This is a genomic window from Azospirillum picis, from assembly GCF_017876115.1.
GTDB lineage: Bacteria > Pseudomonadota > Alphaproteobacteria > Azospirillales > Azospirillaceae > Azospirillum > Azospirillum picis.
The window spans coordinates 112,095-131,619 of record NZ_JAGINO010000023.1; the positions used below are offsets into that span (position 1 = coordinate 112,095).

The 19,525-nt window shown below is 70.9% G+C and carries 15 protein-coding genes and 1 tRNA gene; 6 read left to right on the top strand and 10 right to left on the bottom strand.

What is annotated here, in order from left to right:
- The first annotated feature begins 66 nt into the window (after positions 1 to 66).
- Together J2850_RS25265 and J2850_RS25270 are read left to right on the top strand one after the other, a co-directional pair.
- The gene (locus J2850_RS25265; protein ID WP_209988120.1) at positions 67 to 1,863 is read left to right on the top strand and encodes an acyl-CoA dehydrogenase; all 1,797 of its coding nucleotides are present in this window, start codon (positions 67 to 69) and stop codon (positions 1,861 to 1,863) included.
- 151 nt (positions 1,864 to 2,014) lie between these two features.
- Entirely contained in the window at positions 2,015 to 2,437 is a 423-nt protein-coding gene (locus J2850_RS25270) for a GFA family protein (RefSeq protein ID WP_209988123.1), read from the top strand.
- Positions 2,438 to 2,490: 53 nt separating this feature from the next.
- On the opposite strand, the gene J2850_RS25275 is transcribed toward J2850_RS25270, so the two are convergent.
- The 9 genes from J2850_RS25275 to ykgO form a co-directional block, all read right to left on the bottom strand.
- On the bottom strand, positions 2,491 to 3,807 hold the full coding sequence (locus J2850_RS25275) for a hydroxyacid-oxoacid transhydrogenase (RefSeq protein WP_209988126.1): 1,317 nt from the start codon (positions 3,805 to 3,807) through the stop codon (positions 2,491 to 2,493).
- Between the two features lie 85 nt (positions 3,808 to 3,892).
- Positions 3,893 to 6,754, bottom strand: coding sequence for a DUF2339 domain-containing protein (locus tag J2850_RS25280; protein WP_307354527.1), 2,862 nt, complete (start codon positions 6,752 to 6,754; stop codon positions 3,893 to 3,895).
- A gap of 133 nt (positions 6,755 to 6,887) precedes the next feature.
- Entirely contained in the window at positions 6,888 to 7,661 is a 774-nt protein-coding gene (locus J2850_RS25285; protein ID WP_209988132.1) for a DUF72 domain-containing protein, read from the bottom strand.
- The gene (locus tag J2850_RS25290) at positions 7,658 to 8,671 is read right to left on the bottom strand and encodes a cation diffusion facilitator family transporter (RefSeq protein ID WP_307354528.1); all 1,014 of its coding nucleotides are present in this window, start codon (positions 8,669 to 8,671) and stop codon (positions 7,658 to 7,660) included. The genes J2850_RS25285 and J2850_RS25290 overlap by 4 nt, the downstream gene beginning before the upstream one ends.
- A gap of 112 nt (positions 8,672 to 8,783) precedes the next feature.
- Positions 8,784 to 9,491: a phosphatidylcholine synthase gene (gene pcsA, locus J2850_RS25295; protein ID WP_209988138.1), complete on the bottom strand. Its 708-nt coding sequence runs from the start codon at positions 9,489 to 9,491 to the stop codon at positions 8,784 to 8,786.
- A 220-nt stretch (positions 9,492 to 9,711) separates the two neighbouring features.
- Entirely contained in the window at positions 9,712 to 11,037 is a 1,326-nt protein-coding gene (gene glcF / locus J2850_RS25300; protein ID WP_209988141.1) for a glycolate oxidase subunit GlcF, read from the bottom strand.
- A 17-nt stretch (positions 11,038 to 11,054) separates the two neighbouring features.
- Positions 11,055 to 12,329, bottom strand: a complete 1,275-nt coding sequence (locus tag J2850_RS25305; protein ID WP_209988144.1) for an FAD-binding protein — start codon at positions 12,327 to 12,329, stop codon at positions 11,055 to 11,057.
- A gap of 14 nt (positions 12,330 to 12,343) precedes the next feature.
- Positions 12,344 to 13,831, bottom strand: a complete 1,488-nt coding sequence (locus J2850_RS25310; protein ID WP_209988147.1) for an FAD-linked oxidase C-terminal domain-containing protein — start codon at positions 13,829 to 13,831, stop codon at positions 12,344 to 12,346.
- 202 nt (positions 13,832 to 14,033) lie between these two features.
- Positions 14,034 to 14,159: a type B 50S ribosomal protein L36 gene (gene ykgO, locus J2850_RS25315; protein WP_012973122.1), complete on the bottom strand. Its 126-nt coding sequence runs from the start codon at positions 14,157 to 14,159 to the stop codon at positions 14,034 to 14,036.
- Positions 14,160 to 14,834: 675 nt separating this feature from the next.
- On the opposite strand from ykgO, the gene J2850_RS25320 reads away from it, so the two are divergent.
- The 4 genes from J2850_RS25320 (at position 14,835) to J2850_RS25335 (ending at position 19,369) form a co-directional block, all read left to right on the top strand.
- Positions 14,835 to 15,803 carry a tripartite tricarboxylate transporter substrate binding protein gene (locus J2850_RS25320; RefSeq protein WP_209988150.1) on the top strand — a complete coding sequence of 323 codons (969 nt, stop codon included), beginning with the start codon at positions 14,835 to 14,837 and terminating at the stop codon, positions 15,801 to 15,803.
- 274 nt (positions 15,804 to 16,077) lie between these two features.
- Entirely contained in the window at positions 16,078 to 16,809 is a 732-nt protein-coding gene (gene radC, locus J2850_RS25325; protein ID WP_209988153.1) for a RadC family protein, read from the top strand.
- A gap of 126 nt (positions 16,810 to 16,935) precedes the next feature.
- Entirely contained in the window at positions 16,936 to 17,580 is a 645-nt protein-coding gene (locus J2850_RS25330) for a DsbA family oxidoreductase (protein WP_209988156.1), read from the top strand.
- Between the two features lie 550 nt (positions 17,581 to 18,130).
- The gene (locus J2850_RS25335; RefSeq protein ID WP_209988159.1) at positions 18,131 to 19,369 is read left to right on the top strand and encodes an MFS transporter; all 1,239 of its coding nucleotides are present in this window, start codon (positions 18,131 to 18,133) and stop codon (positions 19,367 to 19,369) included.
- Positions 19,370 to 19,436: 67 nt separating this feature from the next.
- On the opposite strand, the gene J2850_RS25340 is transcribed toward J2850_RS25335, so the two are convergent.
- Positions 19,437 to 19,513, bottom strand: a tRNA-Met gene (locus J2850_RS25340).
- Positions 19,514 to 19,525 lie beyond the last annotated feature (12 nt).

The window sequence follows — 19,525 nt, forward strand, 5'->3', positions numbered from 1 at the left end:
ACAAAACAAACCTGCCAAGCCCTAAAGACCCTTGGCCCTACAGACCCTTGGGAGGTCCGCCCCGCCATGACCTACACCGCTCCGGTCGACGATCTGCGCTTCGTCCTGAACGAGGTCGTCGGCCTCGACGCCGTCGCCGCGCTGCCGAACTGCGACGGCGCAGCCCCCGATCTGGTCGACGCCATCCTGGAGGAGGCCGGCAAATTCGCCTCCGGCGTGCTCGCCCCGCTGAACCGCACCGGCGACAAGGAAGGGGCGCGGCTGGAGAACGGCGTCGTCCGCACGGCGACCGGCTGGAAGGAGGCCTACGGCCAGTTCACCGAGGCCGGCTGGAACAGCCTGCCCTTCGATCCGGAGTTCGGCGGCCAGGGCCTGCCCTGGACCGTCGCCTTCGCCGTGAACGAGATGTGGCAGGCGTCCAACCTGTCCTTCGGCCTGTGCCCGCTGCTGACCCAAGGTGCGGTCGACCTGCTGACCGAGCATGCGAGCGACGAGCAGAAGGCGGCCTACCTGTCGAAGATGATCTCCGGCGAATGGACCGGAACGATGAACCTGACCGAGCCGCAGGCGGGCAGCGACCTCGCCGCGGTGCGGACCCGCGCGGTGCGGGCCGGCGACGGCAGCTACCGCATCACCGGCCAGAAGATCTTCATCACCTACGGCGAGCACGACCTGACGGAGAACATCGTCCATCTGGTGCTGGCCCGCCTGCCCGACGCCCCTCCCGGCATCAAGGGCATCAGCCTGTTCATCGTGCCGAAGTTCCTTCCCGACGCCGACGGCAGGCCGGGTGCGCGCAACGACCTGCGCTGCGCCAGCCTGGAGCACAAGCTGGGGATCCATGGCAGCCCGACCGCGGTGATGGCCTTCGGCGACGACGGCGGGGCCATCGGCTACCTCGTCGGCGAGGAGAACCGCGGCATCGAATACATGTTCACGATGATGAACAACGCCCGGCTCGGCGTCGGCATCCAGGGCGTCGCCATCGCCGACCGCGCCTACCAGCAGGCGCGCGACTACGCCAGGTCGCGCGTGCAGAGCAAGGACCTGGCCGACCCCAAGGGTTCCGGCGTCGCCATCATCCGGCATCCCGACGTGCGCCGCATGCTGCTGGACATGCGCGCCAAGACCGAGGCGGCGCGCGCGCTGGCGCTGTACGCCGGCACCCAGCTCGACATGTCCCGCCACCACGAGGATCCGGCCGTCCGGGCCGCCGCCGCGGCGCGGGTCGACGTGCTGACGCCGATCGTCAAGGCCTGGTCGACCGACATCGGCTGCGAGGTCGCCTCCACCGGCGTGCAGGTCCATGGCGGCATGGGCTTCATCGAGGAGACCGGCGCCGCCCAGCATTACCGCGACGCCCGCATCACCCCGATCTACGAGGGCACCAACGGCATCCACGCCAACGACCTGACCTTCCGTAAGACCGGCCGCGACAAGGGGGCAGCCGCCCGTGCCTTCATCGCCGACATGCGGGCGACCGTCCACGCGCTGGAGCAGGCGCCCGGCGACGACCTCGCGGTGATCCGGACCGGGCTTGCCGCCGGGCTGGACGCGCTGGACAAGGCGGTCGACTGGATGGTCGCGGCGCAGGCCGAAGGCGACCTGCGCGGCGCCGCGGCCGGCGGCGTCGCCTACTTGAAGCTGTGGGGCACGGTGGCCGGCGGCTGGATGCTCGCCCGCTCCGCCGCCAGGGCGATGGACGGCCTGCGCCAGCCGGGCGCCAACGCCGCCTTCCTTGAAGCCAAGCTGATCGTCGCCCGCTTCTATGCCGAGCAGGTGCTGGCCCCCGCCCCCGCCCTGCTGCCCACCATCGCCAGCGCCCGCAACACGGTCATGGCATTGGGCGAGGAGCAGTTCTGAGGGTCGCCGGGCGGCGGCGGAATTCCCGACCGTTCGGAGAGCGCCGCCGCCCCCTGCCGGACGGATAGGGATCCAATGGCTGTTTGAGCTTCATCGTTGCCGGTGACATCCTGGCATTGTTCGCCATGCCAACAAAGACGATGTGAACGCCATGACCCATACCGGACGCTGCTTTTGCGGCGCTGTCGAACTGGAGGTCACCGGTGCGCCGGAGGCCATGGGCTACTGCCACTGCCGGTCCTGCCGCTCCTGGTCCGGCGGGCCGGTCAACGCCTTCACCCTGTGGAAGCCGGAGGCCGTACGGGTGACGGCAGGCGCCGAACACCTCGCGACCTTCCAGAAGACTCCGCTCAGCCAGCGCCAGTACTGCGCGAAATGCGGCGGGCATCTGATGGCCAACCATCCGCCGCTCGGCCTCGTGGACGTTTTCGCCGCGACCCTGCCGACCCTGGCCTTCACGCCCGCCGTCCACGTCAACTATGCCGAGACGGTGCTGCCCATGCGGGATGGCCTGCCGAAGCTGAAGGACTTCCCGGCCGAGTTCGGCGGTTCCGGCGAGGCGATGGCCGAGTAAGCGGCCGCCGGGGGCACATGCGGGCATGGCGGAACGCCATGCCCGCGGAGACCTCACCAGTAGCGCATGGCATCGGCATACAGCCCGCGCAGGTCGTCCTCCGACACCGGGCGGGGGGAGATGGTCAGCAGGCGCTGCTGGGCGGCGGCGCCGCGCACCAGCCCGGCGATGTCGGCCTCGCCGTAGCCCAGCGCCGACAGCCCATTGGGCAGCCCGGTCGCCTTCATCATCGCGATCAGTCGCGACGCCAGCAGTTCGCCGCCGTCCCACGGCGACGCACCCCGCACGTCCGCGCCCAGCGCCTCGGCCGCGCGCAGATGGGCCTCGGGCGCCGCCGGGCCGGTGAAGCGGAAGGCGGCGGGCGCGTTCAGCACCACAGAGATGCCGTGCGGCACCATCGGCTCCACCGTCTCGTAGCCGGTGGCGGTGAAGCTGTGGTTCATCCCCGCCACCGAATAGGACATGGCGTGCGGAATGTGCACCCCGGCATTGCCGAAGGCCAGACCGGCCAGCGTCGCCGCAAACATCAGCGCGTCGCGCGCCTCGGCGCAGTCCGGGTCGTTGACCGCCCGTTCCAGCCACTGCCCGCCCAGCCGGATCGCCTGGAGGCTGCCGATGTCCGACCACGGGTTGGCGCCCTGGTAGGGCGGGCGCGCCGTCGGCGATTCGGGGCGCGGACGGGAGCGGAAGGGCCGCGCCGTGTGGCTCTCGATGGCGTGGGTCAGCACGTCGAAGCCGGTGGCGGCGATGGCGCCGGGCGGCAGGCTGTCGATGGTGCGCGGATCGACGACCGCGAGGCTCGGCCGCAGGAAGCGCGACGAGATGCCGGTCTTCACCTGCTTCTCGACATGGTCGAAGATGGCGACGCCGGTGGTCTCGCTGCCGGTGCCGCAGGTGGTCGGGCAGGCGACGTGCGGCTTGACCGGGCCGGGCACCGGGATGCCCTCGCCCAGCGGCTTGTTGACGTAGGCGAGGAAGTCGGCCGGGTGGGTGGCGTAGAGGTTGGCCGCCTTGGCGGTGTCGATCACCGAGCCGCCGCCGATCGAGACATAGCCGTCGAAGCCGCCGTCGCGCGCGAAGTCCGCCGCGTCGAGGAAGGAGGCGCTGGTCGGCTCCACCCGGCAGCGGTCATAGACGACGACCTCGATCCCCGTCCGCTTCAGCGAGTCGAGCGCCTGGCCGAAGGGCGCCGTCGCCGCCACCCGCGGGTCGGTGAACAGCGCCACCCGCGTCATCCCGAACGAGGCGGCGTCGCCGCCCAGCTCGCCCAGCATGCCGGGCCCGAACTTCATCCGCGCCGCCTCGACGGTGAAGCCCTCCTCGCCGTCGGGCAGGATGGGATAGGCGTTGCCGTGCGTCTCGCGGTCCATGGCCGTCGTTCCTCCTCTGGCGGTCGAGGCCGGCTTTCCTCCCGGCCCATCCTTCACCGTATGGGAACGCGCACCGCCGGGCCTGTCAATGAATCCGTTGGTCCAACAGATCGTCTGCGGGCGCCGTCGGCGGGCCGGGCGGCGTTCCTCCTCCGGCGGTCGGGGCCGGCGGCCGTAGCAGCCGCTGATAGAGCCAGCCAGTGCCGACCAGACAGAGGCCGAGCCCGAGGAAGGAGGCGACGCGGTACATCCCCTCCAGGTCGGACATGTCGCTGAGGAAGACCTTGGCGACCACCGCCAGAACCAGCACCAGCCCGGCATGCCGCATCCAGCCCCAGCCGAAACGGATGCCCGCCACCAGCATCGCCACCGCGAACAGCAGGAAGCCGGCGGAATAGCTGTACCATTCGGCGTCCGACATCTCGTAGCCGTCCAGGACCGGTCCCTGGAAGGTGCGGCGGATCTCCAGCGCCAGATTGGTGGCGATCAGTAGCATCGGCAGGACCGGGGCCGCGTTGCGCAGGCCGCGCGACGGCGGCGGGTCGTACCACAGATAGACCAGCCCGAGCAGGGCCGGAGCGCCATAGGCCAGCAGCAGCCGGTTGACGACCGGCCATTCGCCCACCCATTCGAAGTTCCACAACGGGTTCAGCGCCAGCAGATGCAGGAAGAGGGCGCTCGCCGCCGCCAGCGCGGCCAGCAGGCGCCGGCCCCACACCGCGACGGCCCGGGCGCTCCACCGCCGGTCGGCGGCCAGCAGCAGGGCGAGGCCCAGCCAGGACAGCGTGTGCAGCGCCACCTCCGCCAGGGTCGAGGGCGCGGCCTCCAGGCTGCCGGCCATCCAGCGATGGATGCCCAGAGACAGCATCAGGGTGGTGAAGATCAGGGCACCGGCCTCCAGCACCATCACCACCAGATCGTCGCCGGAGCTGCCGGTTTCCCGTCCGTCGGACGCCGACCGCATCCAGCGCGCCGCCGCCAGGAAGCTCAGCGCCGGGAGGCCGTAGCCGTAGGCGATCCAGCCATAGCCCTCGTAATCGAGCACGGAGGGGTTGAGGGCGAGCCGGACCAGCACGGCGACGGCCACCAGCAGGGTGACGCCGCGCAGCTCGCGCAGGGCCATCTGCCGCTCCAGCCATGCCAGCACCGCCACCTGCATCGCCAGCGCCACGGTCAGCCAAGCTTCCTGCAGCATCATGGTGGCGCCGAGCGCGATGGCGCCGGTCGCCCCGGCGGCGAAGGCGGCCAAGCCCAGCGAGGCGCCCGGCCGGTGACGATGGCGGGCCAGCGGCGTGGTGGCGCCGACCAGCAGGGCCGCCAGCGCGAGGGCGGCGGCCGGCCAGCCGACGGCGGTCTGCGGCATCGTCACCTGGGGATAGGGGGCGGTCACCGGTGCGTAGGCGAACGACAGTTGGGAATAGGCCAGCGTCAGCAGGGCCAGCGGGACCAGCGCCGAAACCGACGCCCACAAGCCGGCCCGCCGCGCGCCCCACAAGGCGATGAAACCGCCGACGCCGAACAGCGCGGCGAAGCAGGCCGCCACCCACAGGAAGCGCACGACCTCCCCCGGAAAGCCGCCAGGGTCTGCGACGATCAGAGGCTGCCCCTCGGCATTCAGCGGCGGCGGGTCGGCCGGGACATAGGGAAGGCTCCAGGGCAGCAGCGACAGCAGCACCGCCAGCGCCGCGATCCAGGCAACCCCGGCGATCCGCTCCGTCCGCCGGCCGGCGACCAGCGCCAGCAGGGCGAACAGGCCCAGGACGATCAGGGACACCGGCCCATGGGAATCGCTCCAGGTGACGGCGGCGGCCAGCAGGCCGAAACTCCACATCGCCGTCATCGCCAGCCGGTCGGCGGGGTGGCGCCGCTTGCGCCGGATCCAGTCGGGCAGCGCCGTGCGCCAGCCGGTGGCCGGCTCCGGTTCCGGCAGGCTCTGGTCCAGAACGCCCAACACCGCCGGAACCAGGAACAGGGCCGCGGTCAGCAGCAGATAGATGCCGGCCGGCAGTGCGTCGCCGCTGCGCCACGGATCGATCATCCACACCAGCGGCCACAGCGCCGCGCCGGCCAGCGCTCCCCAGCCGAGCCAGCGCCAGCCACGGTAGAGCACCACCGCCATCCCGGCGCCGTTCAGCGCCAGCAGGTAGGCGAACAGGCCCCAGGCGTCGGGATTGTCGGACGGCACCAGCAGCGGCGTGACATAGCCGGCCAGCAGCCCGAGGGCCGCGATGAACGGCCCCTGGAGCAGCGACAACCCGATGCCGACCAGCGCCAGGGCCGCCAGCAGCGCGAAGGCGACCAGCGGGTCGAACAGCCCGAACAGGGCGAAGCCGCCATAGACGCTGGCGAAGGCGGTGAACAGGCCGGCGGCGGTCAGGGCCGGCGGCACATAATCGGGCCGCAGCGCGGCGACCGCGCGCTGCTCCGGCCGCCGGCGCAGCCACTCGCCCCCCACCATCAGGCCGGCGCCGGCCAGAAGGCCCAGCGCCACCCGCACCGCGGGTCCCAGCCAGCCATGGTCGACCGACAGCTTGATGAAGAAGGCGGCGGCAAGCGCCATGGTGCCGCCGCCCAGCCAGATCAGCCAGCGCGAGGCCAGCGACTCCTCCAGTTCGCGCCAGCCCGGCCGGCGCGGCGGCGCCGCGTCGCGAACCGGCAAGTCGGAAACAGGCGAATCGGAAACCGGCGCGTCGGAAACCGGCACGGCCGGGGGCACGGCCTCCTCCCTGGCGAGAGCCGGCACCGGTTCGGCAACGGCGGGTGCCTCCGCCATGGGCTCCGCGAGCTCCGGCGGCGCCTCGCCGCCCACGGCGGCCCGGGTCTCCCCCGCCGCTCCGGGCGCGAGCCGGGCCAGCGCCTGGCGGAGGCCGTCGATCTCGCGGGCCTGTGCTTTCAGCCGGCGGTCGAGGCGGTGGGCGACCACACCGAACAATAGCAAGAGAACCACGAACTCCATGACCGCCCCGCCTGCACGCCGTTGCCCCGTTCCGGGTATCGTCGGTCAACTTAGCGCTGCGGTGCCGTCCTGTCTCGGTCGCCCTGGGGGTTCATCCGATCGGCAGCTATCCGGCGATCGGCAGCTATCCGGCGGGCTGCTCCTGCGGACGGGTGGCGTCGCCGCCCAGCCGCGCCATCATCGCCAGCGCGTCGTCGACGGCGTGGAAGTCGGCGGTGTTGTCGAAGACGCACCAGACCGGGCGCAGCACCGCCTCGTCGCGGAAGCGGGCGGCGAGCGCGTCCAGCACCGCCGGATCATAGGCGGAACGGTACATCACCGGAGAGCCGTGCAGCCGCCAGTATCGCAATCCGTCCCAGCCGCCCGGCTCGCCGGCGCCCGGCGCCGGCGCCGGATCGGCGGCGGCGCGGGCGATGCGATGGCCGGCCAACAGCGCATCGCCCTCTCCGGTGAACCAGGAGGCATGGCGCGGCTCCCAGACCACCTCACCGGCGAAGCGGTCGCGCAAGGCCGCCAGGAAGGCGCCGGCGATCGCCGCATCGAAACGCAGGCTGGGCGGAAGCTGCACCAGCAGCGGCCCGAACCGCTCGCCGAGGTGGCCGGCCTCGCCGAGGAAACGGTCGAGCAACCCCTCGGCGCCGACCAGCCGCGCCTCGTGGCTGATCGCCTTCGGCAGCTTCACCGCGAAGCGGAAGCCGGACGGCGCGGACGCGGCCCAGCGCGCCCAGGTCTCCGGCTTGTGCGGACGGTAGAAGCTGCTGTTCACCTCGGTCATTGCCATTACGCGGGCGGTGCGCTCCAGGTGCGAGCCGTCAGCGGGAAAGGCGGGCGCCGACAGCTTGGGGATGCCCCAGCCGGCGGTGCCGATGCGGATCGGGTGTGCCGGGGACGGCGTCATTGCGCCGGCACCTGCGCCGGGCCATCGAAACCGCCCCCCTTCACCGGGCCGCCGCCGGCTTGGCCATCGCCGGCCTGCTCTTCGGCTGCCTGACGGTTGCGGCGGGCGCGCAGCGACTCGGCCTCGACGAAGATGCGGCGGATGATCGGATAGTCGCGGCGGATGCGGGTTTCCAGCGCGCAGACCGCATCCTCGACGTCGCGGGCGTTCAGGCTGTCCTGGAACTCGACCGACAGGTTCAGCAGCACGTCGTCCGGCCCCATGTGCATGGTCAGCACGTCGAGCGGCCGCTTGACACGCGCCTCCTCGCCGACGATGCGGCGGATGCCGTCGACGATGCGGCGGTCGGCCGATTCGCCGATCAGCAGTCCCTTCGACTCGTAGGCCAGCATCGCCGCCACCACCGCCAGCACGACGCCGATGGCGATCGAGGCGTAGGCGTCCCACACCGGATTGCCGGTCATCTCGCCGACGATCAGCCCGCCGCCGGCCAGCAGCAGGCCGATCAGCGCTGCGGTGTCCTCGAACAGCACCACGAAGACCGACGGGTTCTTCGAGCGGTGGACGGCCGACAGGATGCCGAGCCCGCCCTGGGTGCGGCGGAACTCGCGCAGGGCGACGAGCCAGGAAAAGCCCTCGAACAGGACGGCGAAGCCCAGCACGGCGAAGTTCACCCAGGGGTTCTCCACCGGCTCGGGATGGCCGAGCGCCTGCCAGCCGTCATAGATGGACAGGCCGGCGCCGATGCCGAACAGCAGGACCGCGACGACGAAGGACCAGAAATAAACCTCGCGTCCATGGCCGAAGGGGTGCTGCGGCGTCGGCGGGCGGCGGGCGCGGCGGATGCCGTAGAGCAGGAGCACCTGGTTGCCGCTGTCGACGACGGAGTGGATCGCCTCGCTGAACATGGCGGCGCTGCCGGTCAGCGCGCTGGCGACGAACTTGGTGATCGCGATCGCCAGATTGCCGCCGAGCGCGGCGAGCACGACCTTGGTGGAACCTTCGGCCACGGGGAACACCTTTAGGAACGGATGCCGGACTGCCGCAATGAACGGCTGTCCGCCCGCCCCGGTTCCCGCCATACGCTCAAGGGAGGTGGCCCAGGGGAGTGACTCAGGGGGCTCAGGGGCCGCGCAGGGTCCGCCAGGCGCAGACCGCGGCGTAATAGACCGAGGTCGCCAGCCACAGGCCGAACAGCCAGCCCGGCCGCGCCGGCTCCAGCACCACCAGCGCGATGCAGCAGAGCAGCCACACCGTGGTCACGGCGATGTTCAGCGGCATCAGCGCCTTGACGCGGAAGGGGTGAAGGAACTTGGCGGTGCTGAAGGTCAGCAGCCCCAGAACCACCACGACCGCCGCGTTGATCCAGGGGCTGAGGTCGAGCAGCCAGAAATAGAGGGCGACGACGTTCCAGATCGCCGGGAAGCCGACGAAGTAGTTGTCGCCGCTCTTCATCCCGACGTTGGCGAAGCAGTAGAGCGCCGTCAGCAGGATCCAGGCGGCCAGCGCGATGCTGACCAGCCCCTCGGGCAGCAGGCCGAAGCGGTGGATGAAGACCGCCGGCACCACGACGTAGGTCAGGTAGTCGATGACGAGGTCGAGCGCCGACCCGTCGATTCCCGGCAGCACCTGCTTGACCGAAACCCGGCGGGCCAGCGTGCCGTCGACGCCGTCGACGACCAGCGCCACCCCCAGCCACATCAGGCAGAGCTTGGCATCGCCCGCCGCCGCCGCAAGCAGGGCGAGCAGGCCCAGCACGGCGCCGCTGGCCGTGAAGATGTGAACGCCCCAGGCCGACAGGCGATGGGTGATTCCGTAGGCGGCGCTCATGCGGAAGCTTCCGTGGATGGCAGGGGTGAAGGACGGGTCGGGGGCAGGGTCGGCACGGGTCGAGGCGGGCGGATTTTCTGACACAGATGAACGCAGATAAACACAGAATTGTGGATGCACGGAACCCCCGGCTCCGTCCACGCTGCCGCCCGCTCCTCCGGGTATCCCTGCGGCCCGCCCGCCCCGCCCCACTCCCCCCGGCCCACTCCCTCTGCCCAACTCAGGCCGTCGGAGCCGCGGGCTGGCGGAAGGCCGCCCGGCCGGCCAGCGCCTCCGGCAGCGGGCCGCCGGTCGCCCAGTCCAGCAGTTCCACCGTGTGCACCACCGGCAGGCCCGTGCCGGAGGATATCTGGGTGATGCAGCCGAGGTTGCCGGCCGCCACCGCCTGGGGCTGCGTGCTTTCGATCGCCGCCACCTTGCGGTCCCGCAACTCGCCGGCCAGCCCGGGCTGCAGCATGTTGTAGGTCCCGGCCGAGCCGCAGCAGAGATGTGCGTCCGGGATCTCCTTCACCAGGAAGCCGGCGGCCCGCAGCAGGGCGCGCGGCGGCTCCTTGATCCGCTGCCCGTGCTGCATCGAGCAGGCCGAGTGGTAGGCGACCGCCTGCCCGGTCCCGACCACCGGCGGGGCCAGGCCGATCTCGTCCATCAGTTCCGTCACGTCCCTGGCGAGCGCCGCCACCCGCGCCGCCTTGGCGGCGTAGGCCGCGTCCTCGCGGAACAGGTGGCCGTAGTCCTTCACGCTGGTGCCGCAGCCGGACGCGTTGATGACGATGGCGTCCAGCCCGTCGCCCTCGATCTCCGTCGTCCAGGCGTCGATGGTCTTCCTCGCGGAGGCCCTGGCGAGCTCCTCCTTGCCCATGTGGTGCGTCAAGGCGCCGCAGCAGTCGGCCCCCTTCGACACCACCACCTCGACGCCGTGGCGGGTCAGCAGGCGAATCGTCGCCTCGTTGATCTGCGGCGCCAACACCTGTTGGGCGCAGCCGATCAGCAGGGCGACCCGCTTGCGGCGCGGCGCCTGCGCCGGATGCACGCCCGGCCGGTCGCTGTAGCTCGGCGCCGGCACGCTGGACGGCGCCAGCGCCAGCATGGCCGACAGCCGGTCCGGCAGCCGGGCACGGAAGCGCCGCCCGACGGAGGCGCCGAGCAGCGCCAGCCGGAACAGCCGCGGGTTCGGCAGCACCCGTGCGATCAGGTCGCGCACCGCCCGGTCGGCCGGGGCGCGGCGGTGGGTCGCCTCGATGTGGGCGCGGGCATGGTCGACCAGGTGCATGTAATGGACGCCCGACGGGCAGGTCGTCATGCAGGACAGGCAGGACAGGCAGCGGTCGATGTGCTTGACCGTGGTTTCGGGCGGCGGGCCGCCCTTCTCCAGCATGTCCTTGATCTGGTAGATGCGGCCGCGCGGACTGTCCAGCTCGTCGCCCAGGATGGTGTAGGTCGGGCAGGTCGCGGTGCAGAAGCCGCAATGCACGCATTTGCGCAGGATCTGGTCCGAGTCGCGGATGGCGGCGTCGGCAAGCTGGGCCAGCGAGAAGGAGGTTTGCATCGAGTTCCGTCGTCCGGTTACAGCCCCGCGTACATGCGGCCGGGGTTGAGGATGCCGTTGGGGTCGAAGCTGTCCTTGACCCGCCGGCTCAGCGCCATCAGCGGCCCGGGCAGCGGCTGGAACACCTCCGCCGCCGCGCGCGCCGCCTCGGGCGCCCGCACCAGGGTGGCGTGCCCGCCGACGGTGAGCGCCGCGCGGATCGCCGGCCCCGAGTCGGGTGGTGCCGCCAGCCAGACCAGCCCGCCGCCCCAATCATAGACGACCTCGACGTCGAGCGTCCGGCGGATGATGGCGACGGTGGCCGGCCCGGCGGCGGGCGGCACCGAGAGTTTCCAGAGGTGGCCGTCGCCGCTCCCCCCTCCCCGGCCCTCCCCCGCTGACGCGGTGGAGGGAGATGAAGGCGGGGGAGGGTTGGGGAGGGGGCCGTCGGCGCCCACCCCGGCGAACCACGCCGCGTCCCTGACCTCGCGCCAAGCCGCCAGCGACTCCTCGCGCCCGATCACCGCGTCGGCGCGCAGCTCGGGGCGCAGCATGGCGACACGGGCGGCCACCGACGGGCCGAAGCCCTCCAGCCGGACCAGCGTCACCGCCCCGCCGGCCCGCGCCAGCGCCGGCACGCCCGAGCGCGCCGCGATGCCGGCGGGCAGATGGGCGGCTCCCGACACCTCGTAGGGGCTGCGCAGCGCCTCGCCCAGCGCGTCGATCGCCGTCGGGTCGTCCAGGCCGAACAGCAGCAGCGTCGCCGTGTCCTCCGGTGCCGGCAGCACCTTGACGGTGATCTCGGTCAGCGCGGTCAGCGTGCCGAAGGAACCGGCCATCAGTTTGGGCAGGTCGTAGCCGGTGACGTTCTTCACCACCTTGCCGCCGCCCTTGTAGGCCTCGCCGCGCCCGCTGACGCCGGCGATGCCCAGCGTGTGGTCGCGGGCAGAGCCGGCGGAGATCCGCCGCGGCCCGGCGAGCCCGCTGGCGACCAGCCCGCCGAGCGTGCCGCCGGTCCCGGTCTCGATGTCCGGCGGCTCGAAGGCCAGATGCTGGCCGCGCCCGGCCAGCAGGGCGCGGATCTCGGCCATCGGCGTGCCGGCCAGCGCGGTCAGCACCAGTTCCTCCGGCTCGTAGGCGACGACGCCGGTCAGGCCCGACAGGTCGAGGGCGTGGGCGGCCTGGACCGGGCGGCCGAGGCCGCGCCGGCTGCCGGCGCCGACCAGTTCCAGCGGTTCGCCGGCCGAGAGGGCCCAGCGTACCGCGTCGGTCACCTGCCCGGCGGTTTCCGGCTTCAGGGTGGTGGTGGTCATGGCGGGCCGGCCCCTCAGAAGCGCGGGATGTCGGGGAAGCGCAGCTCCCCCTGGTGGACGTGCAGCCGGCCGAGCTCGGCGCAGCGGTGAAGCGTCGGGAAGACCTTGCCGGGGTTCAGCAGCCCGTCGGGATCGAAGGCGCATTTCAGCCGCTGCTGCTGCTGCAGGTCGGCCTCGTCGAACTGGTCGGTCATCAGGTCGCGCTTCTCCACCCCGACCCCGTGCTCGCCGGTCAGCACGCCGCCGACCTCGACGCACAGGCGCAGGATGTCGTTGCCGAAGGCTTCCGCCGCCTCCAGCTCGCCCGGCTTGTTGGCGTCGTAGAGGATCAGCGGATGCAGGTTGCCGTCGCCGGCATGGAAGACGTTGGCGACGCGCAGGCCGCAGCGCTCCGACATCTCCTGCATCCGCTGCAGCACCAGCGGCAGCGCCTTGCGCGGGATGGTGCCGTCCATGCAGTAGTAGTCGGGGCTGATCCGCCCGACCGCCGGGAAGGCGGCCTTGCGCCCGGCCCAGAAGGCCAGCCGTTCCTCCTCGCTGGTCGACACCCGGGCGTAGCAGGCGCCCTTGTCGCGGGCGATCCCCTCGACCCGCTCGATCAGGTGGTCGACCTCGGCGGCCGGGCCGTCCAGCTCGACGATCAGCAGCGCCTCGACGTCGAGCGGATAGCCGGCATGGACGAAGGCCTCGGCGGCATGGATGGCCGGGCGGTCCATCATCTCCATGCCGCCGGGGATGATGCCGGCGGCGATGATGGCGGCGACGCAGTCGCCGCCCTGCTCGCTGGTCGGAAAGCCGAGCAGCACGGCACGGGCGGTGGCCGGCTTCTTCAGGATGCGCACCGTCACCTCGGTGACGACCCCCAGCAGCCCTTCCGAGCCGGTGACGATCCCCATCAGGTCGTAGCCGCCGGCGTCCAGGTGCCTGCCGCCGAGCCGCAACACGGTGCCGTCCATCAGCACCATCTCCAGTCCCAGCACGTTGTTGGTGGTCAGCCCGTATTTCAGGCAGTGCACGCCGCCGGAATTCTCGGCGATGTTGCCGCCGATGGTGCAGGCGATCTGGCTGGAGGGGTCGGGGGCGTAATAGAAACCCTCATGCGCCACGGCGTTGGAGATGCCGAGGTTGGTCACCCCCGGCTGCACCACGGCACAGCGGTTGGCGTAGTCGATCTCGATGATGCGCTTGAACTTGCCCATGCCCAGCAGCACGCCGTCGGCCAGCGGCAGGGCGCCGCCCGACAGCGAGGTGCCGGCGCCGCGCGGCACCACCTTGACCCCCATCGCCTTGCAGGTCTTCAGGATGCGGCTGACCTGCTCCACCGTGCTGGGCAGCACGGCGACCATGGGAAGCTGGCGGTAGGCGGTCAGCCCGTCGCACTCGTAGGCGCGCAGCTCGTTCTCGTCGACGATCACGCCCTCGCCCGGGACGATGGCGCGCAGCGCCTCGACGATCTCCCGGCGGCGGGCAATGATCCCGCCGTCCGGCACCGGCATCTTCATCGCGGACGGTCCTCTTCCGTGGCGGCGAACTCGTCCGCCACACGTACCATCCGTCGAGACTGCCGCACAAGGTGCCGCATCGCCCTTGTGCCCGCGACAAAAGCGGACGCCGCAAAACGCAAGAGCCGCACCCGAAGGCGCGGCTCTTGCGAAAACACCCGATGACGGAGAGGCTGGGCGCGAAGCCCGGCCTCGCAGTCGATCAGCCCTGGCGGGCCTTGAAACGGGGGTTCTGCTTGTTGATGACGTAGACGCGGCCCTTGCGGCGGATCACGCGGCAGGCCTTGTGGCGCGTCTTCATCGACTTCAGAGAGTTGACGATTTTCATGATGCTGTTCCTGAACGCTCGGCGGCTCGATTGAAGGCGCGCACCATAGTGCGGTGCCAAACGGCTGTCAACGCCCGGCTGTGCACAGGAAAACCGACACCGGCGACTCTCTTGCGCCGGTCCGGCGCAAGGAATTCCCCGCATCCGTCCCGCAGAGCTGGAGCCGGCGCCTGCGGCACCGGACAAAACATGCCGCCGGGTGATTGCTTCGTCAATAAAGGGAAACCAGCCGCCGCCATGGCGGGACACCGGAAAGACGCGCACATCCATACCCGCGTCCTCCCGCGCCTGTCATGCAAGTCGTCATTTACGGAGCATCCGCGCTCATCTGCACGCACACTCAAAGCACCTCAACTAACACCATAATGCCGTCGACTCACCCACAGTAATTATTTCCACCATTGCCAGAACAGTGAACAACCTGAAAAATCATTCCGCACGTTGACGCGCCACTTCAATACCGTATGCTGAAGCTCAAGAATGATGTTCTTGCAAGAGCATCGGCCGGGTATCGGCGAGGGCATCGGAAACGGCACGGCATCCAGCGCGGGATTCTAAGGACGCACTCCGGCGGCATGGCCGGTGATTACGCTGGCGCCGGACAGCGGCGGCCCGCATCGCGCCGATCCCCGCCCGCCGGGCCTGTGCCGCGGGACTCGTTGCCAGGGGGGAAGGATGAAGGTCTGGAAGGCTGTGGCGCTGGTGTCCGTCGTGGCGGCGCAACTCCTGCCGGCATGGGATGCCGAGGCAGGCTATCCGGAGAGGCCGGTCACGATCATCGTCGCCTTCGACGCCGGGGGCGGCACCGACCTGCTGATGCGCGCATTCGCTCCCTTCCTCGAGAAGCAGCTCGGTTCCGGCGCGCGGATCCACGTGACGAACAAGCCGGGTGCCAGCGGCGAGATCGGCTTCGCGGCTCTCGCCGACTCCGCGCCGGACGGCTACACGCTGGGCGCCATCAACTCGCCCACCGTCAACGCCATCCCGATCGAACGGCAGGCGCGCTACTCGCTCGACCGGCTCGACCCGCTCTACAACCTGGTCGACGACCCCAGCGCCCTCGCCGTGCGCCAGGACAGCCGGTTCCGGACCCTGGCGGACCTGGCGGCCTTCGCCAGGGCCAACCCCGGCAAGGTGACGGTCGGCACCACCGGCATCGGGTCCGACGATCATCTGGCGATGCTGGCGTTCCAGCGCCGGGCCGGGCTGGCCCTCGACCATATGCCCTTCCAGGGATCGGCGGTCGCCGAGGCGGCGCTGATCAGCCAAAGGATCATGGTGAGCGCCGTCAACATCGGCGAGGCCATGCAGTTCAAGCGGAAGGACCCGATCACGGTGCTCGGCGTGATGTCCGGGGATCGGGTGATCCAGGCTCCCGACGTCGCCACCTTCCAGGAGCAGGGATACGACATCCGGATGTCGTCGCTGCGCGGCATCGCCGCACCGAAGGGGCTGGCTCCCGATATCCGGGCCAAGCTGGTCGATGCCATCGCCAAGGCAGCACACGACCCGGCCTTCCAGGCGAAGGCGCGTGACCTCTTCCAGCCGCTGCGGCTGCTGCCGCCGGAACGCTACGCGACGGCATTGACCGAGGCGACCGAGGATTTGCGGCGGCTATGGTCAACCGATCCCTGGCTCGAATAGGCGGCGTCCTCGATCCCACCCCAACTCCCGCTCTACGGGAGTTATCCTGCTGCACGCTCGCCCCCGGAGGCGCTATAGTCATCTCCGCACGATCCTGCGGCGAAGAGAGATGGCGAAGAAGCAGACGAACGGACGCAGGCGCGGCGGCGGGCCGGCTCTAGGACCCACCCGACTGGATGAGGCCGCCACCGCTGCGGCCCCCCTCCTGCCATTGCCGGATCCGGTGGTGAGCAAGCCGGAGTCTGACCGCGACGGCAGCCCCCCACCGGAGGGGATGGCAGCCGCTGCCGCGGACGACGAGGAGGCCGGGGAGGAACCACCCCTGTATGTCGATCATCGCGAGCGGATGCGCCGCCGCTTCCTCGATCGCGGCGCCGAAGCCCTGGAGGATTACGAGCTGCTGGAGATGGTGCTGTTCGCCACCAACCTGCGGCGCGACGTGCGGCCACTGGCCAAACTGCTGATCCGGACCTTCGGCGACCTGTGGGGAGTGGTGAACGCCCCGCCGGCACGCCTGCGCGGACTGAAGGCGGAGGGGGTGTCGCTCGCCAGCGACAACGCCGTTGCCACCGTGCGGATCGTCGGGGCGGCCGCCCTGCGGGCCCTGCAGAGGCGCGTGCTCGACCAGCCGGTCCTCGCCTCCTGGCAGGCGTTGCTCGACTATTGCTCGGCCGCCATGGCGCACGAGCCGGTCGAGCAGTTCCGCCTGCTGTTCCTCGATCGCAGGAACAGGCTGATCGCCGACGAGGTGCAGCAGCGTGGCACGGTCGACCATACCCCGGTCTATCCCCGCGAGGTGGTGAAGCGCGCGCTGGAGCTGTCGGCAAGCGCGGTGATCCTGGTCCATAACCATCCCTCCGGCGACCCGACTCCGAGTCGGGCGGACGTGGAGATGACCAGAGAGATCATGCAGGCGGCGCGCGCGGTCGGGGTGGAGGTGCACGACCATCTGGTGATCGGCAAGGGCGGCAGGCACACCAGCTTCAAGGCGCAGCGCCTGATGTGAACCGGCCGCCGATGGACCGGGAACCCTCCGGCACGGGAAGGGTTGACCGATTCCGAACCGGCGGCGGATCCTGAGCGGGTGCCGCCGCAGAGATTGCGGCCAAGGCTGCTGCCGGGAGTTGCCGAGATGACAGATGGTCCCACCGTCCGGCTGTTCGTCTGGTCCGACTATGTCTGCCCCTTCTGCTATCTCGAGCTTCCGGTGATCGAGCGGCTGCGCGATGCCTATGGCGGCCGGGTGAGCATCGACTGGCGCGCCTTCGAACTCCGCCCCGATCCCGAACCAACGCTCGATCCGGACGGCGACTACCTGCACGACATCTGGGGGCGTGCCGTCTACCCCATGGCGGAGCAGCGCGCCATGACGCTGCGCCTGCCGCCGGTCCAGCCGCACAGCCGCAAGGCGCATGAGGTTGCCGCCTTCTCCCGCAGCGTGGGGCGGTTCGAGGCGATGCACGAAACCCTGTTCCGCGCCTTCTTCGAGGATGGATTCGACATCGGCGACGAGGCCATCCTGACCGACCTCGCCCGGTCGGCCGGACTCGATGCGCAGGCGCTGGGATCGGCCCTGAGCGGCGGGCGTTTCACCGAGGTGGTCCTGAACGACCAGCGGCTGGCCCGGCGGATGGGGCTGACCGGCGTTCCCGCCATCGTGGTCGCACCCGACGAGAGTCTCGGCGGGCAGCCGCTCCTGGTGTCGGGCGCCCAGCCTTACGAGGTCGTCGCCGGCGCGGTCGAACAGGTGCTCGCCGCCGGACGGAAACCCTCCTGACCGGCGCCGCCGATAACCGGAAGACGAGGGGGATGGCGCCTCGGGCCGGCAAGCCTCTGGCGGAGACTGCGGAGCGGCTGGCAAAGCGGATCGCGGCGCACGGGCCGGGTCGGGCCCGCGCCTCCCAAGCAGCTTTCCCGAGCCCGCCCATCGGCGGATAGAGGTTGGAAAACCTGCTCGGGACCGTGGTCGGACCCGCGCTCCGCCAGCGGCGCCGACAGCAGGCCGGGCGGCCGGGTACGGGGTAGGTGGACGGTATCGGCCGGGCTGGGGCGTACGCCCTGCACCGCAACCGACATGCAGCGAATCCGGCGGCGGCCTGTTGACGGGGAAAACCGCAAGGCCGCCCGACCGGCGGCGACAAGACTGCCGTCAGGTCGACGGCGCGCTGGAGACCACATGCGCCACCCGTTCGCGTTCCCGCCCCCGGCCGTTCCCACGGTCTTTCCCGCCCCCGAGTTTCCCGCCCCCGAGACAGGCCGGGTGCCGGCATGGGCGGTGCTCCCCGCCGCCCCGCTCGCCGGCCGCTGACGAAGACGGGAAACGCCTCATGTTCATGGTTGCACGGTCGGTTGCCGCCCTGCTGGTCGGCGTCGCCTTCCTGATGCTGGCGAACGGCGCCCTGTCCACCGCAATCGGCCTGCGGATGAGCGCCGGCAGTGCCGGAGCGGTGTCGGTCGGGCTGATCACGGCCGCCTATTATGCGGGACTCACCGCAGGGTCGCTGTTCGCCAGCCGCATCATAACCCGGGTCGGCCATATCCGCGCCTTCGCCGCCTTCGCGTCGGTCGTCTCGGTCGCAGCGCTGGCGCATGGGCTGCTGGCCGCAGCGCCTCTCTGGGCCGTCCTGCGTCTGACCCAGGGCTTCTGCATGGCCGGCCTCTACATGTGCATCGAAAGCTGGCTGAACGGGACCGCCACCAATGAGACGCGCGGACAACTGCTGTCGCTCTACATGGTGACCCTCTATGGCGCCTCGGCGGCCGGACAGCAGTTGTTGCGGCTGGACGACCGGACAGGCGTCCTGCTCTTCATGATCGTGTCGATGCTGCTGACGCTGGCGCTGGTGCCGGTGGCGCTGACGCGGAACACGCCGCCGCTCTTGCCCAACGTCGCCTCCTTCGGCCTCCGGCGACTCTACCGGAGTTCGCCGCTGGGCGTCGCTGGCGTCTTCATCAGCGGCGCCATCACCGGCTCGATCTACGGTCTCGCCCCGGTGTTCGGTGCGTCGTCCGGGTTCGGCGTCTCGGGAACGGCGCTGTTCATGACCATGCTGATCCTGGGCGGCATGGTCCTGCAATGGCCGCTGGGCCGCCTGTCGGATCGTTTCGACCGCCGCTCCGTCATCATCGGCCTGTCGGCCGGGTTGGCGCTGGGCAGCGCTGCGATGGTCGGCACCGCGGGGCTCGACAGCCGGGCCCCGCTGCTGCTGGTCGCGCCGCTGTTCGGCGGCCTGGCCTTCACGCTCTATCCGGTCTGCCTCGCCCACACCAACGACCATGTCGGCCGCGAGGATCTGGTGTCGGCCAGCGGTGGCCTGATCCTGTCCAACTCGGTCGGCGCCATCCTCGGGCCGCCGCTGGCTTCCGCGGTGATGGGAGCGGCCGGGCCAGCGGGATTGTTTGCCTTCACCGGAGCCGGTGCGCTCTCCGCGACCGTCTACGGCCTATGGCGCACCCGCATGCGCCCGCCGCTGCCGGCGGAAGCGCAGGCCGCATTCCGCGCCCTGCCCCAGACGACGCCCACGGTGTCGCCACTCGATCCGCTAGGCCCATTGAGGGCACAGTGAGCCGCCGCTGCGGAGACCAACGGCAAAAAGCCCGCCGGAGCGTCGGCTCCGGCGGGCTTTCGTGATTTGGTTGCGGGGGCAGGATTTGAACCTGCGGCCTTCAGGTTATGAGCCTGACGAGCTACCGGGCTGCTCCACCCCGCGGATGTCCTGTGC

Coding starts and splice junctions, on each gene's coding strand:
- J2850_RS25265 (WP_209988120.1), top strand. CDS start 67: ATGACCTACACCGCTCCGGTCGACGATCTGCGCTTCGTCCTGAACGAG.
- J2850_RS25270 (WP_209988123.1), top strand. CDS start 2,015: ATGACCCATACCGGACGCTGCTTTTGCGGCGCTGTCGAACTGGAGGTC.
- J2850_RS25275 (WP_209988126.1), bottom strand. CDS start 3,807: ATGGACCGCGAGACGCACGGCAACGCCTATCCCATCCTGCCCGACGGC.
- J2850_RS25285 (WP_209988132.1), bottom strand. CDS start 7,661: ATGACGCCGTCCCCGGCACACCCGATCCGCATCGGCACCGCCGGCTGG.
- pcsA (WP_209988138.1), bottom strand. CDS start 9,491: ATGAGCGCCGCCTACGGAATCACCCATCGCCTGTCGGCCTGGGGCGTT.
- glcF (WP_209988141.1), bottom strand. CDS start 11,037: ATGCAAACCTCCTTCTCGCTGGCCCAGCTTGCCGACGCCGCCATCCGC.
- J2850_RS25305 (WP_209988144.1), bottom strand. CDS start 12,329: ATGACCACCACCACCCTGAAGCCGGAAACCGCCGGGCAGGTGACCGAC.
- J2850_RS25310 (WP_209988147.1), bottom strand. CDS start 13,831: ATGAAGATGCCGGTGCCGGACGGCGGGATCATTGCCCGCCGCCGGGAG.
- ykgO (WP_012973122.1), bottom strand. CDS start 14,159: ATGAAAATCGTCAACTCTCTGAAGTCGATGAAGACGCGCCACAAGGCC.
- J2850_RS25320 (WP_209988150.1), top strand. CDS start 14,835: ATGAAGGTCTGGAAGGCTGTGGCGCTGGTGTCCGTCGTGGCGGCGCAA.
- radC (WP_209988153.1), top strand. CDS start 16,078: ATGGCAGCCGCTGCCGCGGACGACGAGGAGGCCGGGGAGGAACCACCC.
- J2850_RS25330 (WP_209988156.1), top strand. CDS start 16,936: ATGACAGATGGTCCCACCGTCCGGCTGTTCGTCTGGTCCGACTATGTC.
- J2850_RS25335 (WP_209988159.1), top strand. CDS start 18,131: ATGTTCATGGTTGCACGGTCGGTTGCCGCCCTGCTGGTCGGCGTCGCC.